Origin of the sequence: Micromonospora sp. NPDC052213, assembly GCF_040679695.1 — a bacterium.
Taxonomy (GTDB): Bacteria; Actinomycetota; Actinomycetes; order Mycobacteriales; family Micromonosporaceae; genus Micromonospora.
In genome coordinates this window covers 21,182-43,393 of sequence record NZ_JBFAVI010000027.1, presented here as the reverse complement: position 1 = coordinate 43,393, position 22,212 = coordinate 21,182, and the positions used below count along the sequence as shown (strand labels likewise).

Annotated in this window: 21 protein-coding genes and 1 pseudogene; 12 read left to right on the top strand and 10 right to left on the bottom strand. The window is 69.6% G+C overall.

What is annotated here, in order from left to right:
• Positions 1–257: 257 nt before the first annotated feature.
• Positions 258–1,109 (top strand): hypothetical protein, encoded by an 852-nt coding sequence (locus AB0L34_RS10010; protein WP_363703553.1) that lies wholly within the window; start codon positions 258–260, stop codon positions 1,107–1,109.
• A 214-nt stretch (positions 1,110–1,323) separates the two neighbouring features.
• On the opposite strand, the gene AB0L34_RS10005 is transcribed toward AB0L34_RS10010, so the two are convergent.
• Both AB0L34_RS10005 and AB0L34_RS10000 read right to left on the bottom strand, forming a co-directional pair.
• Positions 1,324–2,961, bottom strand: a complete 1,638-nt coding sequence (locus AB0L34_RS10005; protein WP_363703551.1) for an MDR family MFS transporter — start codon at positions 2,959–2,961, stop codon at positions 1,324–1,326.
• Positions 2,958–3,437 carry a MarR family transcriptional regulator gene (locus AB0L34_RS10000; RefSeq protein WP_357463204.1) on the bottom strand — a complete coding sequence of 160 codons (480 nt, stop codon included), beginning with the start codon at positions 3,435–3,437 and terminating at the stop codon, positions 2,958–2,960. Before AB0L34_RS10000 ends, AB0L34_RS10005 begins: the two co-directional genes overlap by 4 nt.
• A 97-nt stretch (positions 3,438–3,534) precedes the next feature.
• Here AB0L34_RS10000 and AB0L34_RS09995 point away from each other — a divergent pair, with 97 nt between their 5' ends.
• Positions 3,535–4,158, top strand: coding sequence for a TetR family transcriptional regulator (locus tag AB0L34_RS09995; protein ID WP_363703549.1), 624 nt, complete (start codon positions 3,535–3,537; stop codon positions 4,156–4,158).
• A 107-nt stretch (positions 4,159–4,265) separates the two neighbouring features.
• Here AB0L34_RS09995 and AB0L34_RS09990 read toward each other — a convergent pair whose 3' ends face one another.
• On the bottom strand, positions 4,266–5,537 hold the full coding sequence (locus AB0L34_RS09990) for a hypothetical protein (protein ID WP_363703547.1): 1,272 nt from the start codon (positions 5,535–5,537) through the stop codon (positions 4,266–4,268).
• A complete protein-coding gene (locus AB0L34_RS09985) occupies positions 5,530–6,075 on the bottom strand; it encodes a sigma-70 family RNA polymerase sigma factor (protein ID WP_363703545.1) in 546 nt (181 codons plus the stop codon). Before AB0L34_RS09985 ends, AB0L34_RS09990 begins: the two co-directional genes overlap by 8 nt.
• Positions 6,076–7,459: 1,384 nt before the next feature.
• Here AB0L34_RS09985 and AB0L34_RS09980 point away from each other — a divergent pair.
• A complete protein-coding gene (locus tag AB0L34_RS09980) occupies positions 7,460–8,851 on the top strand; it encodes a cation:proton antiporter (RefSeq protein WP_363703543.1) in 1,392 nt (463 codons plus the stop codon).
• Here the strand turns inward: AB0L34_RS09980 and AB0L34_RS09975 are convergent.
• Positions 8,839–9,948, bottom strand: coding sequence for a prenyltransferase (locus tag AB0L34_RS09975; protein WP_363703541.1), 1,110 nt, complete (start codon positions 9,946–9,948; stop codon positions 8,839–8,841). The genes AB0L34_RS09980 and AB0L34_RS09975 overlap by 13 nt on opposite strands.
• Positions 9,949–10,180: 232 nt before the next feature.
• Here AB0L34_RS09975 and AB0L34_RS09970 point away from each other — a divergent pair, with 232 nt between their 5' ends.
• The gene (locus AB0L34_RS09970; protein ID WP_363703539.1) at positions 10,181–10,513 is read left to right on the top strand and encodes a hypothetical protein; all 333 of its coding nucleotides are present in this window, start codon (positions 10,181–10,183) and stop codon (positions 10,511–10,513) included.
• Positions 10,514–10,766: 253 nt separating this feature from the next.
• On the opposite strand, the gene AB0L34_RS09965 is transcribed toward AB0L34_RS09970, so the two are convergent.
• Together AB0L34_RS09965 and AB0L34_RS09960 are read right to left on the bottom strand one after the other, a co-directional pair.
• Positions 10,767–11,450 (bottom strand): MFS transporter, encoded by a 684-nt coding sequence (locus AB0L34_RS09965; protein ID WP_363703537.1) that lies wholly within the window; start codon positions 11,448–11,450, stop codon positions 10,767–10,769.
• A gap of 79 nt (positions 11,451–11,529) precedes the next feature.
• Entirely contained in the window at positions 11,530–12,408 is an 879-nt protein-coding gene (locus tag AB0L34_RS09960; protein WP_363703577.1) for an SDR family NAD(P)-dependent oxidoreductase, read from the bottom strand.
• 65 nt (positions 12,409–12,473) lie between these two features.
• On the opposite strand from AB0L34_RS09960, the gene AB0L34_RS09955 reads away from it, so the two are divergent.
• From AB0L34_RS09955 to AB0L34_RS09930, 6 genes and pseudogenes are all read left to right on the top strand, one after another.
• Positions 12,474–13,058: a TetR family transcriptional regulator gene (locus AB0L34_RS09955; protein ID WP_363703535.1), complete on the top strand. Its 585-nt coding sequence runs from the start codon at positions 12,474–12,476 to the stop codon at positions 13,056–13,058.
• Between the two features lie 452 nt (positions 13,059–13,510).
• The gene (locus AB0L34_RS09950; RefSeq protein ID WP_363703533.1) at positions 13,511–13,990 is read left to right on the top strand and encodes a barstar family protein; all 480 of its coding nucleotides are present in this window, start codon (positions 13,511–13,513) and stop codon (positions 13,988–13,990) included.
• A 178-nt stretch (positions 13,991–14,168) separates the two neighbouring features.
• Complete coding sequence (locus AB0L34_RS09945) at positions 14,169–14,570, top strand: hypothetical protein (RefSeq protein WP_363703531.1); 402 nt, start codon at positions 14,169–14,171, stop codon at positions 14,568–14,570.
• Between the two features lie 137 nt (positions 14,571–14,707).
• A pseudogene (locus tag AB0L34_RS09940) lies at positions 14,708–14,882 on the top strand (serine hydrolase); the annotation flags it as partial.
• Positions 14,883–15,002: 120 nt separating this feature from the next.
• Positions 15,003–16,001 carry an RNA polymerase subunit sigma-70 gene (locus AB0L34_RS09935; RefSeq protein WP_363703575.1) on the top strand — a complete coding sequence of 333 codons (999 nt, stop codon included), beginning with the start codon at positions 15,003–15,005 and terminating at the stop codon, positions 15,999–16,001.
• Between the two features lie 309 nt (positions 16,002–16,310).
• Positions 16,311–16,751, top strand: coding sequence for a DUF6069 family protein (locus tag AB0L34_RS09930; RefSeq protein WP_363703529.1), 441 nt, complete (start codon positions 16,311–16,313; stop codon positions 16,749–16,751).
• A 264-nt stretch (positions 16,752–17,015) separates the two neighbouring features.
• On the opposite strand, the gene AB0L34_RS09925 is transcribed toward AB0L34_RS09930, so the two are convergent.
• Positions 17,016–18,356, bottom strand: coding sequence for a low temperature requirement protein A (locus AB0L34_RS09925; RefSeq protein ID WP_363703527.1), 1,341 nt, complete (start codon positions 18,354–18,356; stop codon positions 17,016–17,018).
• Positions 18,357–18,852: 496 nt separating this feature from the next.
• Between AB0L34_RS09925 and AB0L34_RS09920 the strand changes: the two genes are divergently transcribed.
• On the top strand, positions 18,853–19,095 hold the full coding sequence (locus AB0L34_RS09920; protein ID WP_363703525.1) for a hypothetical protein: 243 nt from the start codon (positions 18,853–18,855) through the stop codon (positions 19,093–19,095).
• Between the two features lie 96 nt (positions 19,096–19,191).
• Positions 19,192–19,359, top strand: coding sequence for a hypothetical protein (locus tag AB0L34_RS09915; RefSeq protein WP_363703523.1), 168 nt, complete (start codon positions 19,192–19,194; stop codon positions 19,357–19,359).
• Between the two features lie 572 nt (positions 19,360–19,931).
• Here AB0L34_RS09915 and mraY read toward each other — a convergent pair.
• Both mraY and AB0L34_RS09905 read right to left on the bottom strand, forming a co-directional pair.
• On the bottom strand, positions 19,932–21,035 hold the full coding sequence (mraY, locus tag AB0L34_RS09910; RefSeq protein WP_363703521.1) for a phospho-N-acetylmuramoyl-pentapeptide-transferase: 1,104 nt from the start codon (positions 21,033–21,035) through the stop codon (positions 19,932–19,934).
• Positions 21,032–21,682, bottom strand: a complete 651-nt coding sequence (locus AB0L34_RS09905; protein ID WP_363703519.1) for a DinB family protein — start codon at positions 21,680–21,682, stop codon at positions 21,032–21,034. The genes mraY and AB0L34_RS09905 overlap by 4 nt, the downstream gene beginning before the upstream one ends.
• Positions 21,683–22,212 lie beyond the last annotated feature (530 nt).

Sequence of the window (22,212 nt, the reverse complement as noted above, 5' to 3'; positions counted from 1 at the left end):
GGCGTCCACACGTGAGCGGTGCGGGGCGCGGAATCCCGCTGCACGGCCCGGATCCGCCTTTCCGACGCCGCCGGGCCGCCGCCGACCCCCGTCGACTCAGGGCAGCCGCATCCTACACGGACAGTGATCGCCGGTTCCTGGCGGCTATGACCCGGACCTCGACCGGATCGCCGGCAACTGTCGAGATTTGGAGCGCTCACTACCCTGTTGCATGATCCCCGTGCCTGGGCACACATCGACAGCGATAAGGGCTTCAGATGACCGACAGTCACCCTCCGTACGGAGGGCAGCCGGATCCGAACGTCAACCCGTGGAGCGGGCCCCCGGCCCCGCAGGGCGGGTACCCCGGATACGGCCAGCCAGGGCAGCCACCGCAGTTCGCGGCCCCGGTCCCACCGCCGCAGAAGTCGAACAAGGGCCTGATCATCGGCCTGTCCGCCGCCGCCGTGGTGGTCCTGCTCGTGCTCTGCGGCGCCGGCGTCGGGTTCGTCCTCGTCAACGACGACGACGATCCCACCCCGGTCGCGTCCGCCACCCCGAGCGGGTCCAGCGAGCCCGGCACCGACGCCACCCCCACCCCGGGGCAGTCCGAGTCGCAGGACCCGGGCAACAGCAACAACGCGGTGACCGCCCGCTACTCCAGCGACCTGGGCGACGTCTGCGAGGGCAGCCAGATCCTCAACGCGGCGCCCTACAACGGCGCGTCCGGCGCCAAGGCGTACGTCTTCTCGAACAACCCCGACCGGCTGACGTTCTGGTCGTCGAAGTCGATCGCCTCGAACAAGCCGTACTACGCCAAGAGCGCCGACTTCGAGTCGGTCTCGGTGGTCGGCTGCCTGAAGTTCGTGGAGGGCAGCGAGGGCACGCCCCGCAAGTGCCAGTACAAGGACAGCTCCGACAAGCAGGTCACCATCGACTACATCTCGTCGCGCTACGAGCTGACCTTCTACGCGGCGAAGACCGGCGAGAAGATCGGCGACGGCGGCACCGTGAGCGCCCCGGCGAACCGGTGCCCGAGCTTCATCTCGTACAACAAGAACACCATGAAGTCGTACGCGGCGCCGGACTCCGGCACCATCGAGGCGGCCCTGGACAAGTTCCTGTCCTGAGGCGGCCCGGTCGACGTCGGGGAGGGACGGTCACCGTCCCTCCCCGACGTGTTTCCCGTCCGACGCACCCGTGGCGGAACAGGCTGCGTCGCCCTCGACCACGCGACCGTCGTGCAGGGTGCGCGGGCCCGACGCCGGCTCCACCTCCCCCGACGGCGAACGGGGCCGCCGCCGTCTTCCTACGGCGGCGGCCCCGGCGGGCGTGGGGCGGACCTCAGCGGCGGGCCGACGTCTCCTTCGCCACGGCGTCCACGTCCACCTGGTCGAAGGCGGGAGCGCCGTCGACGGCGTCGGCGGCGACGGCCGCCGAGGTGGCGGCGTCCGGCAGGTCCAGGCTGGCGCGCAGGGTGACCGGCTTGAGCAGGGCCGCCGCGAGGACGCCGACGACGGCGATGGCCGCGGAGATCAGGAAGATGTGTCCGGTGGCGTCGCCGTACGCGGCCCGGACGATCTGCTGGACCGCGGCCGGCATGGCGTCGATGTTGAGGCTGCCGGTCCCCCCGCCGGAGGTGGGGATGCCCGCGGCGGCGAGGTCCGTGGTGATCTGCTCGGTGACCCGGCGGGCGAGGACCGCGCCGAGCACCGACACCCCGATGGTGCCGCCGAGGGAGCGGAAGAACGCCACGGTGGAGCTGGCCGCGCCGATGTCCCTGAGGGAGACGGTGTTCTGCACGGCGAGGACGAGGTTCTGCATGGTCATGCCGACCCCGACGCCCACGATGAACATGGCCGCGCCGACCAGCACCAGCGACGTCTCGTGGTCGATGGTGCCGAGCAGGGCGAAACCGGCGACGAGCACGACCGCCCCGACGAGGATGTAGGGCTTGATCTTCCCGGTCCTGGTGATCAGGCGACCGGCGACGATCGACGAGCCGAGGACGCCGGCCATCATCGGGATGGTGAGCAGCCCGGCCTCCGTCGGGCTGTAGCCGCGGCCGATCTGGAAGTACTGGCCGAGGAAGACGGCGCCGCCGAACATGGCCATGCCGACCGCGAGGCTGCCGAGGATGGCCAGGGCGGTGGTGCGCTGGCGGACCAGGTCGAGCGGGACCACCGGCTCGTCAGCCCGCGCCTCCACCCGGACGGCCAGGGCGAGCAGCAGGACCGAGCCGCCCACCATCGCCGCGCTCTGCCAGGAGACCCAGGCGAACGAGTCGTCGACGAAGGAGATCCAGATGAGCAGCACGCTGACCCCGGCGGCGATCAGGCTGGCGCCCAGGTAGTCGATCTTCACGTTGTCGCGGCGGACCGTGGGCAGGCGCAGGGTGACCTGGAGGAGGATCAGCGCGAGCACGGCGACGGGGACCCCGACGAAGAAGCACCAGCGCCAGCCGAGCCAGGACGTGTCGACGATGAGCCCACCCAGCAGCGGGCCGCCGACCGTCGCCACGGCCATGACGCCGCCGAGGTAGCCGTTGTACCGGCCGCGCTCCCGCGGCGGGATCATCGCCGCGATGGCGACCTGGACGAGCGCCTGGAGGCCGCCGACGCCGATGCCCTGGAACGCACGCGCGGCGATGAGCTGGCCGGCGGTCTGGGCGAGGCCGGCGACCACCGAGCCGACCAGGAAGACGACGATGGCGACCTGCACCAGGAGCTTCTTGTTGAACAGGTCGGCGAGCTTGCCCCAGACGGGGGTCGTCGCGGTCGCGGTGAGCAGGGTGGCGGTGACCACCCACGTGTACTGGGTCTGCGACCCGTTCAGCGCGCCGATGATCTTCGGCAGCGCCGTCGAGACGACGGTGCCGCTGAGCATGGCGACGAAGAGCACCAGCAGCAGGCCGCTGAGCGCCTCCAGCGTCTGCCGATGCGTCATCGGCGTGTCGCCGGTCGTCGTGGTGGGTGCGCTCATCGCGCGGCCTCCAGGTTGTCGTGGTGTCCGAGGGCGGTCTCGATGTCGCGGGTGAACCGGCCGAGCGCCCCGCTCAGCGCCGCGATCTCGTCGGGCGTCCAGTCGGCGAGCGCCCGGTCGAGCACCCCGCCGTACCAGTCGAAGATCTCGGTCAGGGCGGCCCGGCCGTCAGGGGTGACGGCCAGGACCCTGGCTCGCATGTCGGTCGGGTCGGCGCCCCGCTCGACCAGGCCGAGCCCGACGAGCGAGGCGATCGCGCGGCTCACGGTCGACGGGTCCAGCCCGGTGCGGACGGCGAGTTCCCGCGCGTGGCAGCCGGCGGGAAGCCGGTCGATCTGCATGAGCATGCCGACCAGGCCGAGCGGCACGAGCGGCCGCACGTCGGCCCGGCGCCGCCGGATCAGCCGTACGGTCCGGACCAGTTCGTGCAGCCTGGTGCCGAGTTGACGAGCGGTGCCGTCCACCGTTTCCCCCACATCGCAGATGGTTGCCGCATACAAGCATCTGCCGATCTTGCCCAATGGGCAAGTTTGCGCAATGAGAAACGAGTCACGTCGGCACTAGGCTGACGGCATGGACGAGGCCACCGGGCTACGGGAGCGCAAGAAGGCGGCAACCCGTCTCGCCCTGCACGAGGCGGCCCTGCGCCTGGCCTCCGAGCACGGGCTCGACCGCGTCACCGTCGAGGCGATCGCCGACGCCGCGAACGTGTCCCGCCGGACGTTCTCCAACTACTTCTCCAGCAAGGAGGAGGCGATCTTCCACGGCGACGCCGTACGGCTGCGCCGACTGCTGGAGCTGGTCCGCCAGCAACCACCCGACGCGCCGCCGTGGCGCGCGCTGAGCCGGGCCGCCGAACAGCTCGCCGAGGAGGTGTACGGCAACACGCCCCCCTCGTGGCTGGTCCGCCGCCGCCAACTGCGGGGACACCCGGGACTCGTCGCCCAGCAGATCGCGGCGTACACCACCATCGAGCGCGAGCTCGCCGACGAGTTCGTCCACCGGCTGGCCGGCGCCGACCCGGAGCTGCGGGCCCGGGTCCTCGCGGCGACCTTCCTGGCCACCCTGCGCGTCGCCGTCCAGCACTGGATCGAGCACCCCGACGGGCCGCTGCGCGACACCCTCCGGGTCGCGCTCGCGGAGGCGGCCCCCACACCGGCCGTCGAGGGTGCCGCTCCCCCACCTGGCACCACCTGAGCCCGCAGCGGCCGGCGCGCGCGCATCCGTGGATCTCGCCGCACCACCGCTGCCCCCGGTCCCGCCTCGCTCCCGCCGGGCGGTGCCGGCCCGGCGGGAGCCCCGCGTCAGGGCAGGTCGGGCGCGCCCAGGAAGGACCAGGTGTTCCCGTCGGCGGACCACCACGTGCCCGGGGTGTGCGGCCAACCGCGCTGCGCGTATCCGCCGGGTACCGGTACGGCCGCCGCGCCGGGCGCGGGCTCCATCGGGGACAGGCGCTGCCCCCCGTCGCCGCTGCTGAACATCAGCGGCCTGTCGTCGGCGACGAGACCGGCCTGGATGACCAGCGTTCCGTCGGACCGGACGGAGGCGCGAAGCTGCCGGTCACCGACGGCCGCGCTGCCGGCGGTGCGTCGCCAGGTCCGGCCGCCGTCACCACTACGATGCACGACCAGTGTGCCGTCGATGCTGCCGACGGCGTAGACGGTGCGACCGTCCCACGTGGCCACGTCGAGCGCGACGTCGTGGCCGGCGGTGAGCGGCCCGGCGAAGACGTGTCGCTGCCAGGTACGGCCTCCGTCGCGGCTCACCGTGATCGCGCTGCCCCGGCCGACGAGCCGGCCGTCGATCGTGTCCACGGCCGTGTAGCCGCTGCCCCAGATGCCCGCCTCGGGCGGCACGTCTTCCGCGAGCGCGGGCAACTCCAGCCCCGTGGTCTGCGCCACCTGCACGACGTCACCCGTGGCCGGGTCCGCCGCCACGATCCGGTCGGCGCGCGGGCCGAGCATGTGGTTGAGCACGCGCCATCCGTCGGGCACCTGGACGGCCGTGTCCGCCGTCACCTCCCGCCACCGTTCCCCGCCGTCGACGCTCGCGAGCCAGCCCTGCCGGTCTCCGGCCCCGACGGCGACCTGGTACGACGCGATCAGCGTGCGCTGCCCGGCCGCGGCGAGGGCGACCAGCGCGTTGCCGGACAGTGGAAGCTCGCGGCTGCGCCAGGTCGCCCCACGGTCGGCGGTGCCCGACACCATCAGCACGCAGTCGTCCTCCCGGCAGTTCTTCCACCGGAAGTAGAAATGGTCGAGGTCTCCCGCGACCACCGGGCCCGGACGAGGGGTCCGGGCCTCACCCGGGACAGGGCTGGTGGAAGGCGCCGGCGTCGGGATGAAGCCGGGCGTCGTGGTCCCGCCGAGGCCGGGAACGGACACCTGGGGGTCCGCGCGGTGCAGACTGGCGGAGGCGACCCCGGCGACAGCGACCAGCGCGAGCGTGGTCAGCGAGGCCGCGGCCACGCGGGTGTGCCGTCGACGGCGTGCCGCCCGGCGCCGCACCTCGGTGAAGTCCGGTCTGAAGGCCGCCTGGGCGGCCCGGTCGAGCCCGGCAAAGTCCAGGTCAGGCATGGAGAGAACCTCTCTTGTTCACGATCCCTGGTCGAACGGTGGTGATGTCAGCGGTGTCGTCGAGGCCGACGGCGAGGGCACGACGGGCCCGGACGAGGCGGGTCTTGACCGCCTCCACCGAGCAGCCCAAGGTCTCCGCCACGTCGGCCACCGTCATGTCCGCGATGTGGTACAGCACGACGGCCTCACGGGCCGGGCGCGGCAGCCGCTGGAGTGCGCTGACGAGGGCGACATGGTCGGGCGACATGCCCGGGGCCCCCCGCTGCCCACCGTCGAGTTGGCCGGAGAGCGCCAGCCGGGCGAAGACCATCCGGCGCCGGTGCCGGCTCCGGGCGATGTTGAGGGCCACCGTACGCAGCCATGCCTCCGGATGCTCCACCTGGCCGAACCGACCTGGCCGGGCCAGCGCCCGCACGAAGGCGTCCTGCACTACGTCCTGAGCCTCCGCGTAGTCGCCGGTGATCGCGAACAACTGCGACACCAGACGCGACGCCGCGGCGGCGTACAACTCCCGGATCTGCTCCTGGATGTCCGACACATCGTCTCCTCCTGCTCAGCCTCTGCATCTTGAGACCAACCAGCAGCCGCCCCGGTGACACCTTCGCTCGGCGAATCGCCGCTCGCTCACGACCGGCGAAGCGTCGCGGGGCAGCGACGGGTCACCGTCCAGGAGTCTGGATCACGGAAGTCGGGGCAGTGGCCCTGCCCGCCGCGCCGGCGGCGGTGCTGATGCTCTCCGGCCGTGTCCGACAGGGCAGGAGGATCGTCGGTGCCGCCGACCATTCGCCGAGGGTGGGCGGGCCGAGGGATATGCGGCATGATGCCGCTCCTGGCGCTGAACCGACGTCAGCAGCAATAGACGGGTCGGGAAAATTTGGCCGCACGACAATCGGAGGACAGAGTCAGATGCGGGGAAGAATCCCGACGACCGAGAATGGCACAGGAAAGACAATCGGGTCAAGGGTCGCCACGCCGCACACGCCAACCACACAGGCACATCCGTGATCTCGGCTCCGACCCAGCGGTGATCAATTCCTGCGAAGCCGATTCCCCCGGCGGGCCACCCGAGGCGTGGGATTTCCTCCGGGCCCAAATCTCATTACCGCATCTTCGTCACACGCCCCGCCGAACGCCCACGGGAAACTCGTCCGGCAGCACGCACCAACGCGAGCCGGCGCCGCACCGGCCGAGTTCGCCGTCGGCCCGGCCGGCCGAGCGAGGAACCCCCAGCACGTCGAGGCCGATCCCGCAGCCACCCGACCAGTGGCAGCTACCAGGAAATACACGGCTCTCGGCACACCGGCCAGCCCCGCCGCGCCTCGCCCGCCTCCGGCCACGGTCCACGTCGCCAGCGGCCAGAAACTCTCCACGATTGCTGAACCAGGCGACAAATCATTGACGTATCCGCTTGCGCAACACGATTATCTGACGCAGTCGCGTCGTCGGCGAACCGTCGCCCCGAAAGGACGACAGATGAAGCCAGAGGACTTCCGCGACCTGATGCGTAAACTCTCCCGGGGTTGCCATTCTCGCCCCGGCGGATCGCGCTGGTCGGCCACGGACAACGACCTGCTCGCCAGTGGAAATGCGGGTCTTCCGCCGCCACTTCTCGGCGGCGGGCGAACGGCCGACACGACGTCCGGAGCCGCGCCCGGTTACGCGAATTCCTCGCCCGACCTGCCGCGCGACGGCGCGCCCACATTCTGGCAGCACCAGTTCTCGCGCGTACGGTCGCGAACCTCGCCGTCCGGCGGCTGTCCTGGCCGACCGACGGCGCGCGCGCCACCGCGGACCTCGATGTGGTGCCCACCCTCCCGGCCGGCGATCACCTCGTGGTCATCGGCGAACTGCGCGGCTCCCCGCCGGTGCCGGCGTCGGCCACCGCGGTACGGCATGCGTCAGTTCTTCCTGCCCGCACCAGAATGCCTGCGACCGCCGAGGTGATGATGCCGTCGAATCTCGCCCTGTCCCTGCACTTCTTCCTCCAACTCGCGGTGGTGCTGTTCACCTGCTGGTCGGTCGGACTCCTCCTCCGCCGACTGGGTCAGCCCCAGGTCGTCGCCGACATGGTCGCGGGTTTCCTGCTGGGGCCGACGCTGCTCGGTCTCCTGCTGCCCGCCCTGCAGGGCTGGCTGTTCCCGACCACGCTGCATCTGGACGCCGGCGACGCCGGTAGCCGCATCGCCCACCCTTCGCTGATCGTGCTCTACGTGGCCGGCCAGCTCGGCCTGGTCCTGTACATGTTCGTCGTCGGGATGTCGTTCCGCACCGACGTCCTCACGGGGCACCTCCGTTCGGCGCTCGGGTCGTCCGTCGCCGGCGTCATCGCACCGATCGCCACCGGCGCGGTGCTGGGCTGGGTGCTGGCCGGCAACCGGACGTTCTTCGACGAGAAGGTGGCCGCATGGCAGGCGGCCCTCTTCGTCGGCACGGCGATGGCGATCACCGCCTTTCCGATGCTGGCGCGCATCATCCACGAGAACAATCTCGGCGGCAGCCCCACCGGGACGGTGGCCCTGGCGTGCGCCGCCGTCGACGACACCGTCGCCTGGGTCCTGCTGGCCGTGGTGGTCTCCTCGGCCCAGGGCGACGCGTCGGTCGCGCTGCTCGCCCTCGGCGGTGGCCTGGTCTACGTCCTCGTGGTCCTGACCGTGGGTCGCACCCTGTCCGCCAGGCTCGCCCGCTGGGCCATGGACGACGACGGGCTGCGTCCCGCCGGGCTCGTCACCACGATGATCATTCTGCTGCTCTGTGCCGCGTACACCGAGGCGGTCGGGATCTACGCGGTGGTGGGGGCCTTCCTGTTCGGCGTCGCCATACCCCGTGGCCGTTTCACCGAGGCCCTGCGGACGTGCATCGAGCCGGTCACGGTCCGGCTGCTGCTACCGACGTTCTTCGTCTACTCCGGACTGGCCACGCAGTTCAGCGTGTTGACGGAACCCGGTGTGCTGCTGGTCCTGGTGGTCGTGGTCCTGGTGGCATTCCTGAGCAAGGGCGTGGCGTGCACCATCGGTGCCCGCACGGCCGGCCTGCCGTGGGGCTCCGCGGCCTCGGTCGGCGCCCTGATGAACGCGCGCGGACTGATGGAACTCGTCCTGCTGAACATCGGCCTGGAGAAGGGACTGGTGACGCCGGCGCTGTACACCGTCCTGGCCCTGATGACCGTCATCACCACGCTGGCGGCCACACCGCTGTACTACTTCATCCAACGTCGGTCGGGATCACCGACGGTCTCCGACGGCGACGTCGTGGCGGAGACGGAAGCCGGTCAGGCGACCGGGGCGCCGCGGGAGCCGTCCGCTCAACCGCGTTGAGCCGGCTCGGGACGCGCACGCTGGGCGAGATCCTGCCCGCGCTCGGAGTGTCGGCGCGCCAACCACAGACGGTGGGCGAACAGCATCCCGTAGCCGGCGAGAACGGCGCCCAGCACGGCCAGCGCACCACCGTCCGCGGAGCGGCGCACCGCGTCCAGGATCACGCCCAGCATCGCCGCCGCGACGATCAGGGACACGTGGTTCGAGGCCCAGAACACCACGGGTGTCATGCGCCGGGGGTCGAGGTCACGCATCGCGCCGTCCCGGAGCTGCCGGACGAGCCAGGCCGACAGCGGCGCGGTGGCGGCCATCGCCGCCCAGACCAGCCACGGCACCCAGCCGAGCAACGCGAAGACGGTGAGCGTCGCGTACCCGACCAGCTGCGCCCCGACGATCACCCGCACCGCCGGCCGGTAACCGATGATGACGGGCAGCGTGCGCTTGCCGACCATCGCGTCCGATCGGCGGTCGCCCAGGTTCATCACCATCATCCGCGCGACCTGCAGCACCGCGGTGGGCGCCAGCACGGCCAACAGCAGCATCGGTACGGTGCCGGTCTGGAGCACCACCGCGACGGCCGGCCACAGGCCGTTGAGTATCGCGGCGACGGTCAGTTCCCCCGCGCCCCGGTAGTTCAGCCGAATCGGTGGCGCCGTGTAGAACCAGGCCAGCATCACGGCCGCGGCGGCGAGCGTGCGTGCCTGCCAGGACGGCATGACAGCCACCATCAACGCCGACACGCCGAACAGGACGACTCCGGCGCGGAGCGACACCACGGGTGCGACCACCCCGTCGACGAGGGCCCGGCTGCCGCCCGTCCACGGCGTGAAGTAGACGTTCGCCCGATCGGCCGCCAGGTCGAAATACTCGTTGCAGTAGTGCGTCATGACGTGGACCGTCCACGCGAACAGTTGCGCGACGGCGTACCACGTGAGATCAAGCGGATAGCCCTGGTGTACCGACACCGCCACGGCGAGACCCACCGGCAGGAGGTTGTACAGCAGGAAGCGGAGCCGGGCCAGTCGGACGAGACCCCGCCACGGAGTTTCGCCCCGCCCGTCCACCGGCCCGGTGGCAGGCCGGCGAGGCCCTGCCACCGACTGAGGTTCCGACAACGCGTCCATCGTGTAGCGCCTCCCCCGTGCTCAGACCGCGACCACAACCTTCGTCGCCGCCAACGACAATCGCCACGATCTGTCGGGTAAGCGTCCATTGCCACTGCGGCACGACATCCGATCGTCCCAACCCCGACGGCGGCCCTGGCCCTCACGATCGTCACCGGCCGCAAACCGTTGGCCCGGGGGCGAAGACCTCAGCAAAATGCCCTACGTGGCCAATGACACGACGCTGCCTCTCGCCGACACGCTGGCGCTCGGGAAGTTGGCCTACCTCCGCCAGCGCTCACTGAGCAACCCGCGCTACCGAAACGCCAACCACGTCCGGCTCCACGTGACACCGGGTTATCTCCGCTGGAACCGGCCCTCTGTCTTTGATCCGCACTTGGAGTCCGTGCAGCGTAGCCTCGCCGCCTTCGAGCGACTCGCCAAGCGCCACGACCCGGAGGCCACCCGGGCCTGGCAAGCAGTCCTCGCTGCCGTGGACCTCCTGTTGGCCGAGGGACAGCATCGGGCTGGGCATCGCATCCGACCGAGACGAATCTGACCGGTCGCTGCCGTTGGCCTGGTGCCACCGGGCCCGTACCGAGAACTCTCGGGGCGTACGCCGCGAAGAGGTATTCCCTTCGCCGGCATCGATCGCGGGCCGCCACGTACCGCTGGTTGTTCTCCAGCGCTGCGGCCACGACTGGGCGGATCCCATCAGCCCGTGGATGTCGTCGGCGTCCGGTCGTAGTCGCTTTGCTCGGTGTCCGGACGGGCGCCGAAGCCACGCCTGTCGAGCCCGAACTGGCAGATTGTCAGTGCCCTGGGCCACCGATCCGGGTTGCGCCGGGACGCGGCGTTGCGGCAGCAGGGGTGGCCGGCGGACTGTGCTGGGACGGACGCAGGACCCACATGGCGATACCGCTTACCGTGGTGCTGATCAGCGCGACCGTGGCCACCAGCACGTCGGCCAGGAGCACCGTCCGCCAACTCAGCGCCTGCGCCAGCATGCCACCAGCGACGGGTCCGAGCAGGAGAGCGGCGCCGAGCGCGAGGCCGAGCACCAGCCGGGCCCGGGAGCGCCAGCGGCCCAGTTGACTGGCCAGGGCGAGGGCGGCGCCGGCCGCGGTTCCGACGCCCAGCCCGACGATCACCCGCCCGACCGCGAACAGTGCCGTCCCCGGCGCGAACGCGCTCACGACGCTGCCGATGACCAGGAGTGCCAGCGCAGGCAACGCGATTGCGGTGGGCCACCGCCGGCCGAGCAGGTAGCCGGGCGCGACCAGGGCCACCGTTGCCACCACGTACTGTGCGACCACGATCGCTGTCATGCCCGAGGTGGACAGTCCGAGGTCGCGCGTGATCGCGCTGACCAGCGGTCCGACAGGCGCGGTGAGGAGTCCGGCGGCGAGGAACGCACCGAGCGCGGGGCCGGCAAGCGCCCAGAGCGGGCGAACCGTCGAGGGTCGAGCCTGGGCGGGGTATCCGGGCGGGATCACGCGGTGAGTGTATGGACCTGACCCTCGGTCGCCAATACCTCGCCCAGAGCCGGCGGGGTCCGCGACGCCGTCGCACGTGTTAGCTGGCTAGCTTTTCGCAGAGTGTCCAGATGGCGTCGCGGTTGCGTTGGTCGAGGACCGCGGTGGGCCACGGGGTGCGCTGGCATCTGCTGTTGACGTAGGTGCTGTGGAGGTCGGCGGCGTGCGGGCTCGATGCCAGGTAGATGCTGGACCGGGATGCCCTGACCAGGGCGCGTTGTCCGTAGAGGACCGGCATCAGCAGCCGTAGCAGCGGCACGATCGGGCGTGCCGCGGGTGGGTACGTGTCGATCGTGAGGCCCTGGTTCATCGACGTGTACGCGTGTCCGGGATACGCCACGTTGAGGTTTACTCCGCTGCCGCGCAGGCGCTCGGCGAACGTGTAGCTCATCGCCATCAGCGCCAGCTTCGTCTGGTTGTAGAACGACAGCCCGACGTACGATCGCTCGCCTTGCAGGTTGTCCAGGTCGATCCGGCCGCGGGGGACGCCGCCGGTGATGTTGATAACCCGGGCCGGCGTCCCGCGGGACAATGCCGGCAGCAACCGGTGGATCAAGATGTACGGCGCGAGCACGTTCGCGGCGAAGGCGGTCTCGACGCCGTCCTCGGTCAGTTCCCGCCGCGCCATGGTCACGCCCGCGTTGTTGATCAGTACGTCCAGGGTCCCGTGGCGGTCTTCCACCTGGTCGGCCAAGTGGCGCAGGTCCCGTTGGCGCGTCACGTCCGCCATCAGCGAGTCCACCTGGTCGTTGCCGGTGTCGCGGCGCAGTTCCTCGACGGCGCCGCGCGCCCGATCGGGGTCGCGTCCGACCACCAGGACTCGGGCGCCGAGGCGGGCCAGCCCTCGGGCGGTCTGCTTGCCGATTCCGCCGGTGCTGCCGGTCACCAGGACCGTCTTGCCACGCAATGGTTCCGTCATGGCAGCCACTATACGACACCAGGTGACATGTTCGTCATTTGATGATGTGAAGTAGACTTCGGTGCGTGACTGGGTTGCGGGAGCGTACGCGGCGGGCGGTGCGGGCCGAGCTCGCCGACGTAGCGCTGCGGCTGTTCGCCGAGCGGGGCTTCGACCAGACCACCGTCGACGAGATCGCCCAAGCCGCTGGGCTGACCAAGCGGAGCTTCTTCCGCTACTTCCCCGCCAAGGAGGACGCGGTCTTCGGCGGTGTCGACGTCACCGGCGAGCAGGTCGTCGACGACATCCGCGCCCGTCCGGGCGACGAGGACCCGTGGCACTCGCTGCACCAGGTGTTGCGCCGGTGGCAGCAGCAGATCCACGCGTCCGAGCAGGCGCTGGCGAGCCTCCGCCTGATCGAGTCGACACCGTCACTGCGCGCACGCCTGCACGAGAAACGCGCGCACTGGCGGCAGCAGGTCAGCGACGCGCTGCGCGACCGGCCCGACGCGGGACTCGACGCGTTCACCACGGACCTGCTGACCAACGCCGCCACCGCCGCCCTGGACACCGTCTCGCAGGAATGGCTGCGCTCCGGCGGCACCGCCGACCGAGCAGCGTTGCTGGACCGCGCCTTCGCCCTCATCCGACCGACGCTGCCGGCCCGTTGACGCGTGGGTCATCGGGAGAGGTTCATGATCCGTCGAGAGCCTCCCGGCTCACCGGGCAACAGGATCGGCACGTACACCAGCGCGACCGCGAGCACGGCGACTCTGGTGGCGGTGTGTGAACCGCAGAGATCGCCGACACATGCCGCCGCGGCGCCGAGGGTAAGCGCCGCTGAAAATCACGCCCAGGGTGCCGTTGACGCGTCCCAGCAGCCGGCGGCGACATGACGTGCCGGCGGAACGACATCGGAACCAGCCAAGATCCGCTCACCGGCAGTTCCGAATGTGCCCCAGTCGCTGGGTTGCCAACGCCCGATCAGCGGCAGATCCGGTCATTCGGTCGAGGCCTGCCGTTGTACTGTGCTGCATTCCGGCCACACTGAAGACCATGGGAGACACGGGGCATGCGCGAGGCCGCTGAGGATGTGGAGCTACGTCAGCCCCGGTGGGGCTGAATGATGAACGACTGGTGTAACAACTCCACTGATCAGCTGGCGGTCTGCTCGCGCAGCACCCTGGTGGAGTTGGCAGCGGTGCTACCGGCAACGGGCAGGTTCGTCGTTGCCCGGCTTGACGGAACGAGGATGACGGATGCCGACCACGCCTTCTACGAGTTCTCCGACGCGCTGCTCTTTCCTGGCTACTTCGGCTGGAACTGGGACGCGTTGTCCGACTGTCTTCGGGATCTGAACTGGTTGCCCGCGGACGGGTATCTAATCGTTGTCGAAAACGCGCCCTGGTTGCTGTCGAGCAGTGCAGAGGACCAGCGCACGATGTTCCGGATCCTGTCCCGGGCCGTTCATCACTGGGCTAACCCGCTCGGCAGGCCGGACGGCAAGGGCGTCCCGTTCAAGGTACTGCTGCTGTGCGACCGCGACGAGGAGGCGGCGCTGTTGCGGCAGGAGATAGCCCGCGCAATCCATAACACACGGTGAAATCGTCAACGCCCGCGACCGCCACCTGCCACCCGCACATCGGCAGTTCAGCATGCCGGCGGGTCAGGCGGGCTGTCACCGAGCCGACGACTCACCGACGGCCCTTTGCGCACGATCGGCGGCAAATCCGGATGCCGGCTCGGTTCATTGACTGACCACCAATGGGAGGATCGGCGGTGTGATTGACCTGCCTGAGGGATCTTGGTGGGACTGGGACGTGCTGCACTTCGACGGCTCCCAGCTTCGGTTGGCCGCAGGACACGACCTGACCTACCACCACGGTCTCGAGGTGGTGTTCACCGACGTCGCATACATGGCCTGCCCGACCCGGTTCTGGGATCCTCGGTTCCGAGAACCCACCCTCGAGGAGCGCGCACTGGTGCGTCGGCACGTCGGTGAGGAACCACCAGTGGTCGCTGCTTTCGACGTCGATGCACCGGCCGGGGGCGATCTTCTTTCCTGTCTCGTCGCAGCAGGGTCGGTTGAGGTGACGCACGGCCTGGTCTACCGCTACTGGCGTGGCAACCTCGCTGCTGGAGAACGACTTGCTCCGCACGTACGGCCGCCGGAGCCATCCTGAAGTCCGCACATCGCCGGAGCCGCTGCCGCCACTGACAGCGACGCCCAACGCGGCGTGGAGCACACGCTCGGCGGCGGGTGCGCGTACCCCGATCCTGGTTTCGAGATCGGTGACGGCTCCAGCGCACACCGGACGGGATGTTGACCGAACGGGCGCGGACCGGCAAGGGCCCGCATGAAAGCGGCTACGGCTACGGCGTCTTCGTTGTTGGGCGCAACGGCCGGCGGTGGTGGCACCACAGCGGCCACAACGCCGGGCTACAAGGCGTTCACCGACATCCCGGAACTGGGTCGCCGCATCGTGGTCCTCAGCAAGTGCTCCGCCACCGGATCCGTCGCTGGAGCAGCCATGCCGACCGATCCGAGTGATGAGTTGTCGCGCCCGCACCCGTCACACCTACGACGGGACACGACGAGGCGGAAGGATGACGCGATGAGTGCGGACACGCGGCTGGAGGAGCTGGGCGGAAGCGGGCTGGGCAAGGTCGACGAGCCGGCGTTCTCGGGGCTGGCGGAGCGGCACCGGCGGGAGCTGCACGTGCACTGCTACCGGATGCTCGGGTCGTTCGAGGACGCCGAGGACACCGTGCAGGAGACGTTCCTCCGTGCCTGGCGGCGGCGGGAGACCTTCGAGGGGCGGTCGACGTTCCGGGCCTGGCTGTACCGGATCGCCACCAACGCCTGCCTGGACCTGCTCGCCAAGTGCCGCCCGGAGCCTGCGACCGGCGGCGAGGTGCTGTGGTTGCAGCCCTACCCGGACCGGCTGCTCGACGAGCTGCCCGCGGGCGACGCGGACGAGCCGGAGACCGTTGCCGTCGCGCGGGAGACGATCGAGCTGGCGTACCTGGTCGCGGTCCAGCACCTCGCGCCGCGCCCGCGGGCCGTGCTGATCCTGCGGGACATGCTCGGCTGGCCGGCGAAGGACGTCGCGGAGCTCCTCGGGGACTCCGTCAACTCTGTGAACAGCGCATTGCAGCGGGCCCGCGCCGGCATGCGGGAGCACCTGCCCGCCGAGCGGCAGGACTGGACCGGCGCCGAAGAGGACGCCGGGACGCGGGAGCTGGTGCGCCGCTTCACCGACGCCAGCGTGGCCACGGACATCGACCGGCTCGCCGCGCTGCTGCGCGACGATGTCCGGTGCTCGATGCCGCCCACGCCGGGCCTGTACGTCGGCCGCGACGCGGTGGTGAACAACTGGGTCGACGACGGCTTCGAGGGCATGACGGGTCTGCGCGCCGTCCCCACCTCCGTGAACCGGCAGCCCGCTGTCGCCTTCTACCACTGGCGGAAGCGGGAGGGCGCGTACCTGCCGCTGACGATCGACGTCCTGCGCGTCACCGGCGGGGCGATCACCGAGATCATCATCTTCCACGACGACCAGTTCCCGCGGCTCGGGCTGCCGGAGCGCCTGCCGGCGGATGGCACGGAGTAGCCCCCCGGTGCGGATGCTCGCGCTGCGCGGTGGCGCGCGTGTCGCGGTGGTCGCGGCGGAGTGGTGCGACGCGTTCGGCGTCGTCATCCGCGGGCGGGTGCAGCTGGAGCTGCGCGACGGCGAGCCCGGGCCGGTCCTCGGACCCGACGCCGGGTTCTGGCTCCGTGGCACCGGCGTCCGCGCCCTGCGGACCCCCGGCCGTCGCACAGCGTGGATGCGCATCGTCACGCCCAGGGCCAGGACCGTCACATGCCAGTCAACACACCCTGTACGCCAGTTACCGGATGATGGAGGAACGACATGAACAGCATGGATGGCACCGGGGCCGTCGCAGGCCCCGCATCGGGCCAGACCAGCCACCGACTCCGCGGGCTCGCCGTCACCGGCTTCATGGCCACGCTCGCAGCGACGGTGGCCACCACCCTCGCCGCTGCGCTCGCCCAGGCCGTTGGCGTCGACTTCGAGGTACCCGATGGTGGCGAGACGATCCCGTTGCCCGGGTTCGCCGTGGTGACCGGCTTCTTCTCGATCGCGGGCATCGTCATTGCCGTCGCTCTTCTTCGTTGGAGCGCTCGCCCCGCCAAGCGATTCGTGTGGACGGCGGTGTCGCTGACCGCGATCTCGTTGGTCCCGCCCCTCCTCGCCGGGGCAGACACCGCCACCACCACCGCACTCCTCGGGCTACACCTCGTCCCTGCGGCGGTGATGATCCCCACCCTGGCGCGGAGCCTCCGCACCCGGACCGATTGACGATCCGGCAACGGGACAACGCGCGGCGCAAGGGCGTACGCGCAGCACCCACCCTCACCACCCCCGTCGACCTGACCGGCATGCCGGCCTCGCCGGCAGCCTCGGAGCAGCCCTCCTCGGCGCCGCCACCGTCCTCACCACCAGCCACTGCCGCTGATCCGCACCATCACCGCACCCGGCCCAGGTGTCATCTCGTATCAAGCCGCCACGCCGTCGACAACGCTCGTGGTCACAACATCTGGTCGGTCGCCGGAAGCAGGATTCTCAAACCTGCATCCGGGCGGCCAGGCCCGACTCGCGCAGGCGACGGCGCTGTCCGTCGGCCACGATGACCTCCACGACGATCAGAATGAAGGAGACAGCGGCCAGCAGGCCCAGCGCACCGGTGGCCGATATCCGCCGTGCGACAGGGACGAGCGCGGCCAGCGCCAGAACGGCGGCCACCCGGGTCCAGATGATTGTCCTGATCGTGTGGGCCATCCGCAGCTGGTAGGCGACGTTGGCCAGGAGAAAGAGCGCTATCCCCCCGTAGAGGCCGAAGAGACCGATGGTGGAGAGCCGTTCATCGGGGTGATGTCCTTCGATGTGGCCGACGTTCTTGACGAGCTCGCGTATCCCGAGGGCCGGCAGGAGGATGCCGGCGACCATGGGGAGGTGCAGGTAGCTGTAGGCGTCCCGGGCGAGGGCGAATCTGGTCTTCGGGTCGGCCCGATCGAGGACCTGCTCACCGATGAGCGCCACCACGTCGAAGTAGGTCCAGAGCACCGCCCCGGTGACGGTCATGGCCAGCATCACGGCGAACAGGAGCTGCCAACTGAGCGACACGTTGGAGCTGGTTGTTCCGATCGAGATGATGTTCTCACCCACGGCCACGATCAGGATCAACCCGTACCGCTCGCACCAGTGCCGGGCGGAGAAGATGCCGATCTCCCAGACGGGCAACGTGAAGCTACCCACGTAGTCCACGAGCACGGCCAGTAGCCAGAGGAGGGTCACGGCGATGGCGACCTGTCGCTGGTCGGTGAGGAGTCGGTGCGGCACGAGCGCGGCGCAGACGAGCAGGGCGGTGCTGGCGACCATCGGCACTGCGGGCACCAGGATGTGCCGGGCCACGTGCTGGGCCGAGACGGCGTACGCGTACAGCGCCAGGTGCAGCGACCGCACGAGGAAATAGCAGATGGGGAAGACGAGCGGGCCGTACAACCCGCCGGGCCGGTCGGTGAAGGCGACGAGGGTCGACAGCGCCATCACGAAAGTGATCCCGGTGACCACGAACAACCCGAACCGCATCACCCCGAAGCTGGCCTGCAGGTTGTTGGTCAGCCACGCGAAGGCGCCCCAGGACCACCACAGCAGGGCCAGCACGAGCATTCCGCGAAGCACGCCCTGAGGGGTGTAGTCGCTCCGGATCAGCGCGACGAGCTGGACGAAGGCGAACACGAAGACCAGGTCGAAAAAGAGCTCCTCGGTGGCCGTGCGGGTGCCTTCGCGTACCCGCCGCTTGCCGAGCAGGCTGACGACGGCGTCGCGCAGGTGTGCGCGTACGGGCTTGCGCCCTGTGGTCTTCCCCCTGTCACCTCCGGCCGTCGGTCCCTGCTTCGTCACGGCGCCAGTCTGACAGTACGGCTGGCTCGGAATAGCCTGTTTCGTGCTGGTCGGCCGGGATTCTATGCGCCCCGGCCAGGTGGCGCCGACGGAACGGGCTGGAGCTGTGGTGACGCCGACCGGCCCAGGCGCGGGGATAGGGATCAACGGCGACACGCTGATCGTGAGTGACTGGAAGGTACGAACCATGACCGAACAGTCCGCACTCGCCAGCCTGGGCCAGTTCGGGTGGGGTGTCCCTCGCTGCCCGACACTGCCCGTTGTATCGGGCACGCTACGGGCACGGGCATCTGACGTCGAGGGGGTAAGGCCGAGGAATGGCAACCTACTGGACGAACGGCTTGGTCACCCTCGCCCTGATCTGCTCGGCTTGCCTGGCTCGGTGGCTGGCGGGATGGCAGCTCCCCCAACCACCCACCCACCGGAGCCCCTCGCCAACTCCACTCTGGAGTCGCCTGGCCCCACCGGAGGCGGCTTTTGCTGCAATACTGCTGTGATGTTGGTGTGGATCGGGCGGGCCGCGTCTCTGCTCGTGGCGCTCGCGATGGCAGTTGTCGGTGTGCTGTTTGTCTACGGCGCCTGGAGCGCTTGGGATGGCTCGCCGCCGGATGGGCCGCCTCTCGGCGATTCTTCTCGGATTTATGAGATCATCATCGCCTTGTTCGGTCTGAGTCTCTTGGCCGGCGGCACCTGGCTCGCTGTCCGAGCCGCCCGCGGAGTGCGTCAGCGCACAGCGTGACCTGACCCCCCGCTTCTGCTGTCATCCTCACTCTCTGCCGTCGGCCCGCCCTCCTGGGGAGCGGGCTGCCGCCCGGTCCGCCACGTCAACCGAACCTTGAGCAGTACGGACGCTGGCGGGCACGACGCGGCGTTCTGGGCCTGGGCCGTCATCGAGACGCTGCGCCACACTGGCGTCCGGCGGGAAGAACTACTGGAGATCGATCACCTGGCGCTCATCTCCTATCAGCTGCCCGACACCGCTGAGGTCGTCGCGCTGTTGTAGATCGTTCCCTCCAAGTCTGACCGTGAGCGACTGCTGCTGGTCACACCGGAACTGGCCAGCGGCCTCGCCACAATCATCGCCCGCCTCCGCGACCACACCGGCCGCATCCCCCTGGTCGCCCGCTACGACGCCCGCGAGCGCACCACCGGCCCGATGCTGCCTCATCTATTCCAACACGTCATCGACGCGAGGTCATCAGCGGTCGCCGCGCTCAAACCCTGCTCACCGACCGCCGCGCTCACCGGTCTGCACGACGCCGTCGGCCGGCCGGCCGCGCTATACCCCGCATGACTTCCGCCGGTCTTCCTTGCCGAAGCCGTCGCCGGTGGCCTGTCCGTCCACATCGCGGCCCGGGCTCCTTGGCCACGAGATCAGCGACAACTCCGCCGTCCGCTGGCAACGGATCTCCGCCGGCGACTGGGCCGGCAACGCCGCCGACGCCAACGACGCTCACGTCCGCAACGAACTGATCCCACCGACCAAGGCTGACGGCGATGCCGGCACCCCGGTGGGGATCCCGGCTGTCCGGCGGATCACCGTCGGTGGCACGACACAGGCTTGTCGCGTTGCCTTTATCCAACGACCGCCAAGTAATCCGAGTAGAACAGGCCCAGGCCGACCGCCACGCAGACACCGGCCACGATCCAGAACCGGACCACAATATTGACCTCGCTCCACCCGGCCAACTCGAAATGGTGGTGCAACGGCACCATCCGGAAGACACGTCGACCGGTGGTCCGGAACGAGACGATCTGAATCACCCAGGTCGTCGTGATGATGACGAAGAGCCCGCCGATCATGATCGAAAGCAGCGTGGTGCGGGTTGCCACCGCGAGCCCGCCGATCAGGCCGCCGAGCCCGAGCGCGCCCACGTCACCCATGAAGATCCGCGCCGGGGACGTGTTCCACCACAGGAAGCCCACGCAGGCAGCGGCCGCCGCCGCCGCGATGATGGCGATCTCCAGGGGATCCCGGACCTGGTAGCAGTAGTCGTTCACGCGGGCGTACGCGTCGTCGGCGCACCAGTGCCGGTACTGCCAGAAGCCGATCAGCGCGTATGCGCCGAGCACCAGGATCGACGCGCCGGTGGCCAGGCCGTCGAGGCCGTCGGTGAGGTTCACGCCGTTCGACATCGCCATGATCACGAAGACGATGACCATGACCGCGCCGACCTTGCCGACGTCCAGCCAGCTGATGTCGCGGATGAGCGAGATGTGCTCGCTGGCCACGGTCTGGCCGTTGGTGCTCGGCACGTAGAGCGCGGCGATGCCGAACCCGCCGCCGACGATCGCCTGGCCGAGCAGCTTGCCTTTGGCGGACAGTCCGTCGGAGCTGCGCCGGCGCACCTTGAGGAAGTCGTCGAAGAAGCCGACCGCGCCGCAGAAGACGAACAGCCCGAGCAGCACCAGGGCCGTCATGGTCGGCCCCTCCTGCGCGAGCTGCCGCTCGGGCAGGGTGGTCAGGGCGATATGCCCGGCGACGTAGGCGAAGACAGTCGCCACGATGAAGACGACGCCGCCCATCGTGGGCGTGCCCTTCTTGCCCTGGTTGCTGGCGAGCCCGATGGACCGGATCGGCTGGCCGGCCTTGAGCGCGGTGAAGACGCGAATCGCCACCGGCGTGCCGAACAGGGAGATGACGAACGCGACCGCGGCCGCAACGATGACCGCCCTCACGGGCGAACCTCCACGAGATCCGGATGTCTCACGGCGTCCCCACCGGGCAATGCGTGTCGGAGGTCGGCATGATGCGAGCCGCCGGCCGCTTCCTGCGCAGCCCGCTCGATCTTCGCCCAGTACGCCTCCCGGGCCGCCGTGTCGATCTGCTCCTCGTACTCAGCCGTCACCCCGGTCCGGCCATCGAGTTGCTCACGCAGGATGTCGGCGTGTCCGGCATGCCGGATGGTGTCCTGAAGGACGTGGACCATGATGTTGAACAGCTTGACGTTGGGGCGCGGCCACCACGGCACGTGGCCAGGCGCGTCGATGGAAAGCTCTTTGATCGTCGCGTCTGCATGTTCCCAGGCACGCTGGTAGAAGTCGATGATCTGCTCGCGGGTCTCGCCCGGGGTCACCCACAGGTCGCTGCCGTCCGCGTCCTGCCACCGCGGCAGCGGTTCCGGGAACGGGCGGTCGAAGATCTCGCCAAGATACCTGGCCTCCCAGGTCGCCAAGTGCTTCACCAGGCCAAGAAGGTTTGTCCCCGTCGCTGTCAGAGGACGCCGGACGTCGTACTCGGAAAGGCCGTCGAGCTTCCAGACCAGCGCCTGACGTGCAGACCTGAGCTGGCCATGCAGGTAGCCCTTCGCGAAGTCATCGATCACGGGACACGAGCATGCCATCCGACAGCGAGCGGAGCAGCCCCGGACCTCAACGCACCGTGGTTCGCAACTCGCCGGCACCAGTCAGACGACGATCTTGCAGTGCCGGGCCCGATGTTCAATCTGCGGCAAGCTGCGGAGATTGCGCGTCCATCCGCAGCTGTGTTACCGCCAACGAAGATCATCCGTTACCGGATGTTACCGCCGTTACCTGGGAAGGCTTTCATCTCCCCAGGGCAACCGGTCGGGACGGCCGGATTCGAACCGACGACCCCTTGACCCCCAGTTTGACAACGATTCTGTCACGGCCTGTCAGAACTGATTGATAAGTCCGCAGATACGGACAGAAGGGCGCCACTTGGTGACGCCTTCTACTGCCTCATGCCAACCAGTCTTTGACTGTGGACCTCGATCCGTTACCGGGCAGGTTACGGCGGCCGGTCAAGAGCGCGCCCTGACGCTGGGTCCAGATCGCTCTGTTGTCGACCGCGCTTCCTGCAGACACCCTAGGACGGATTCGTCGACGGGATGAC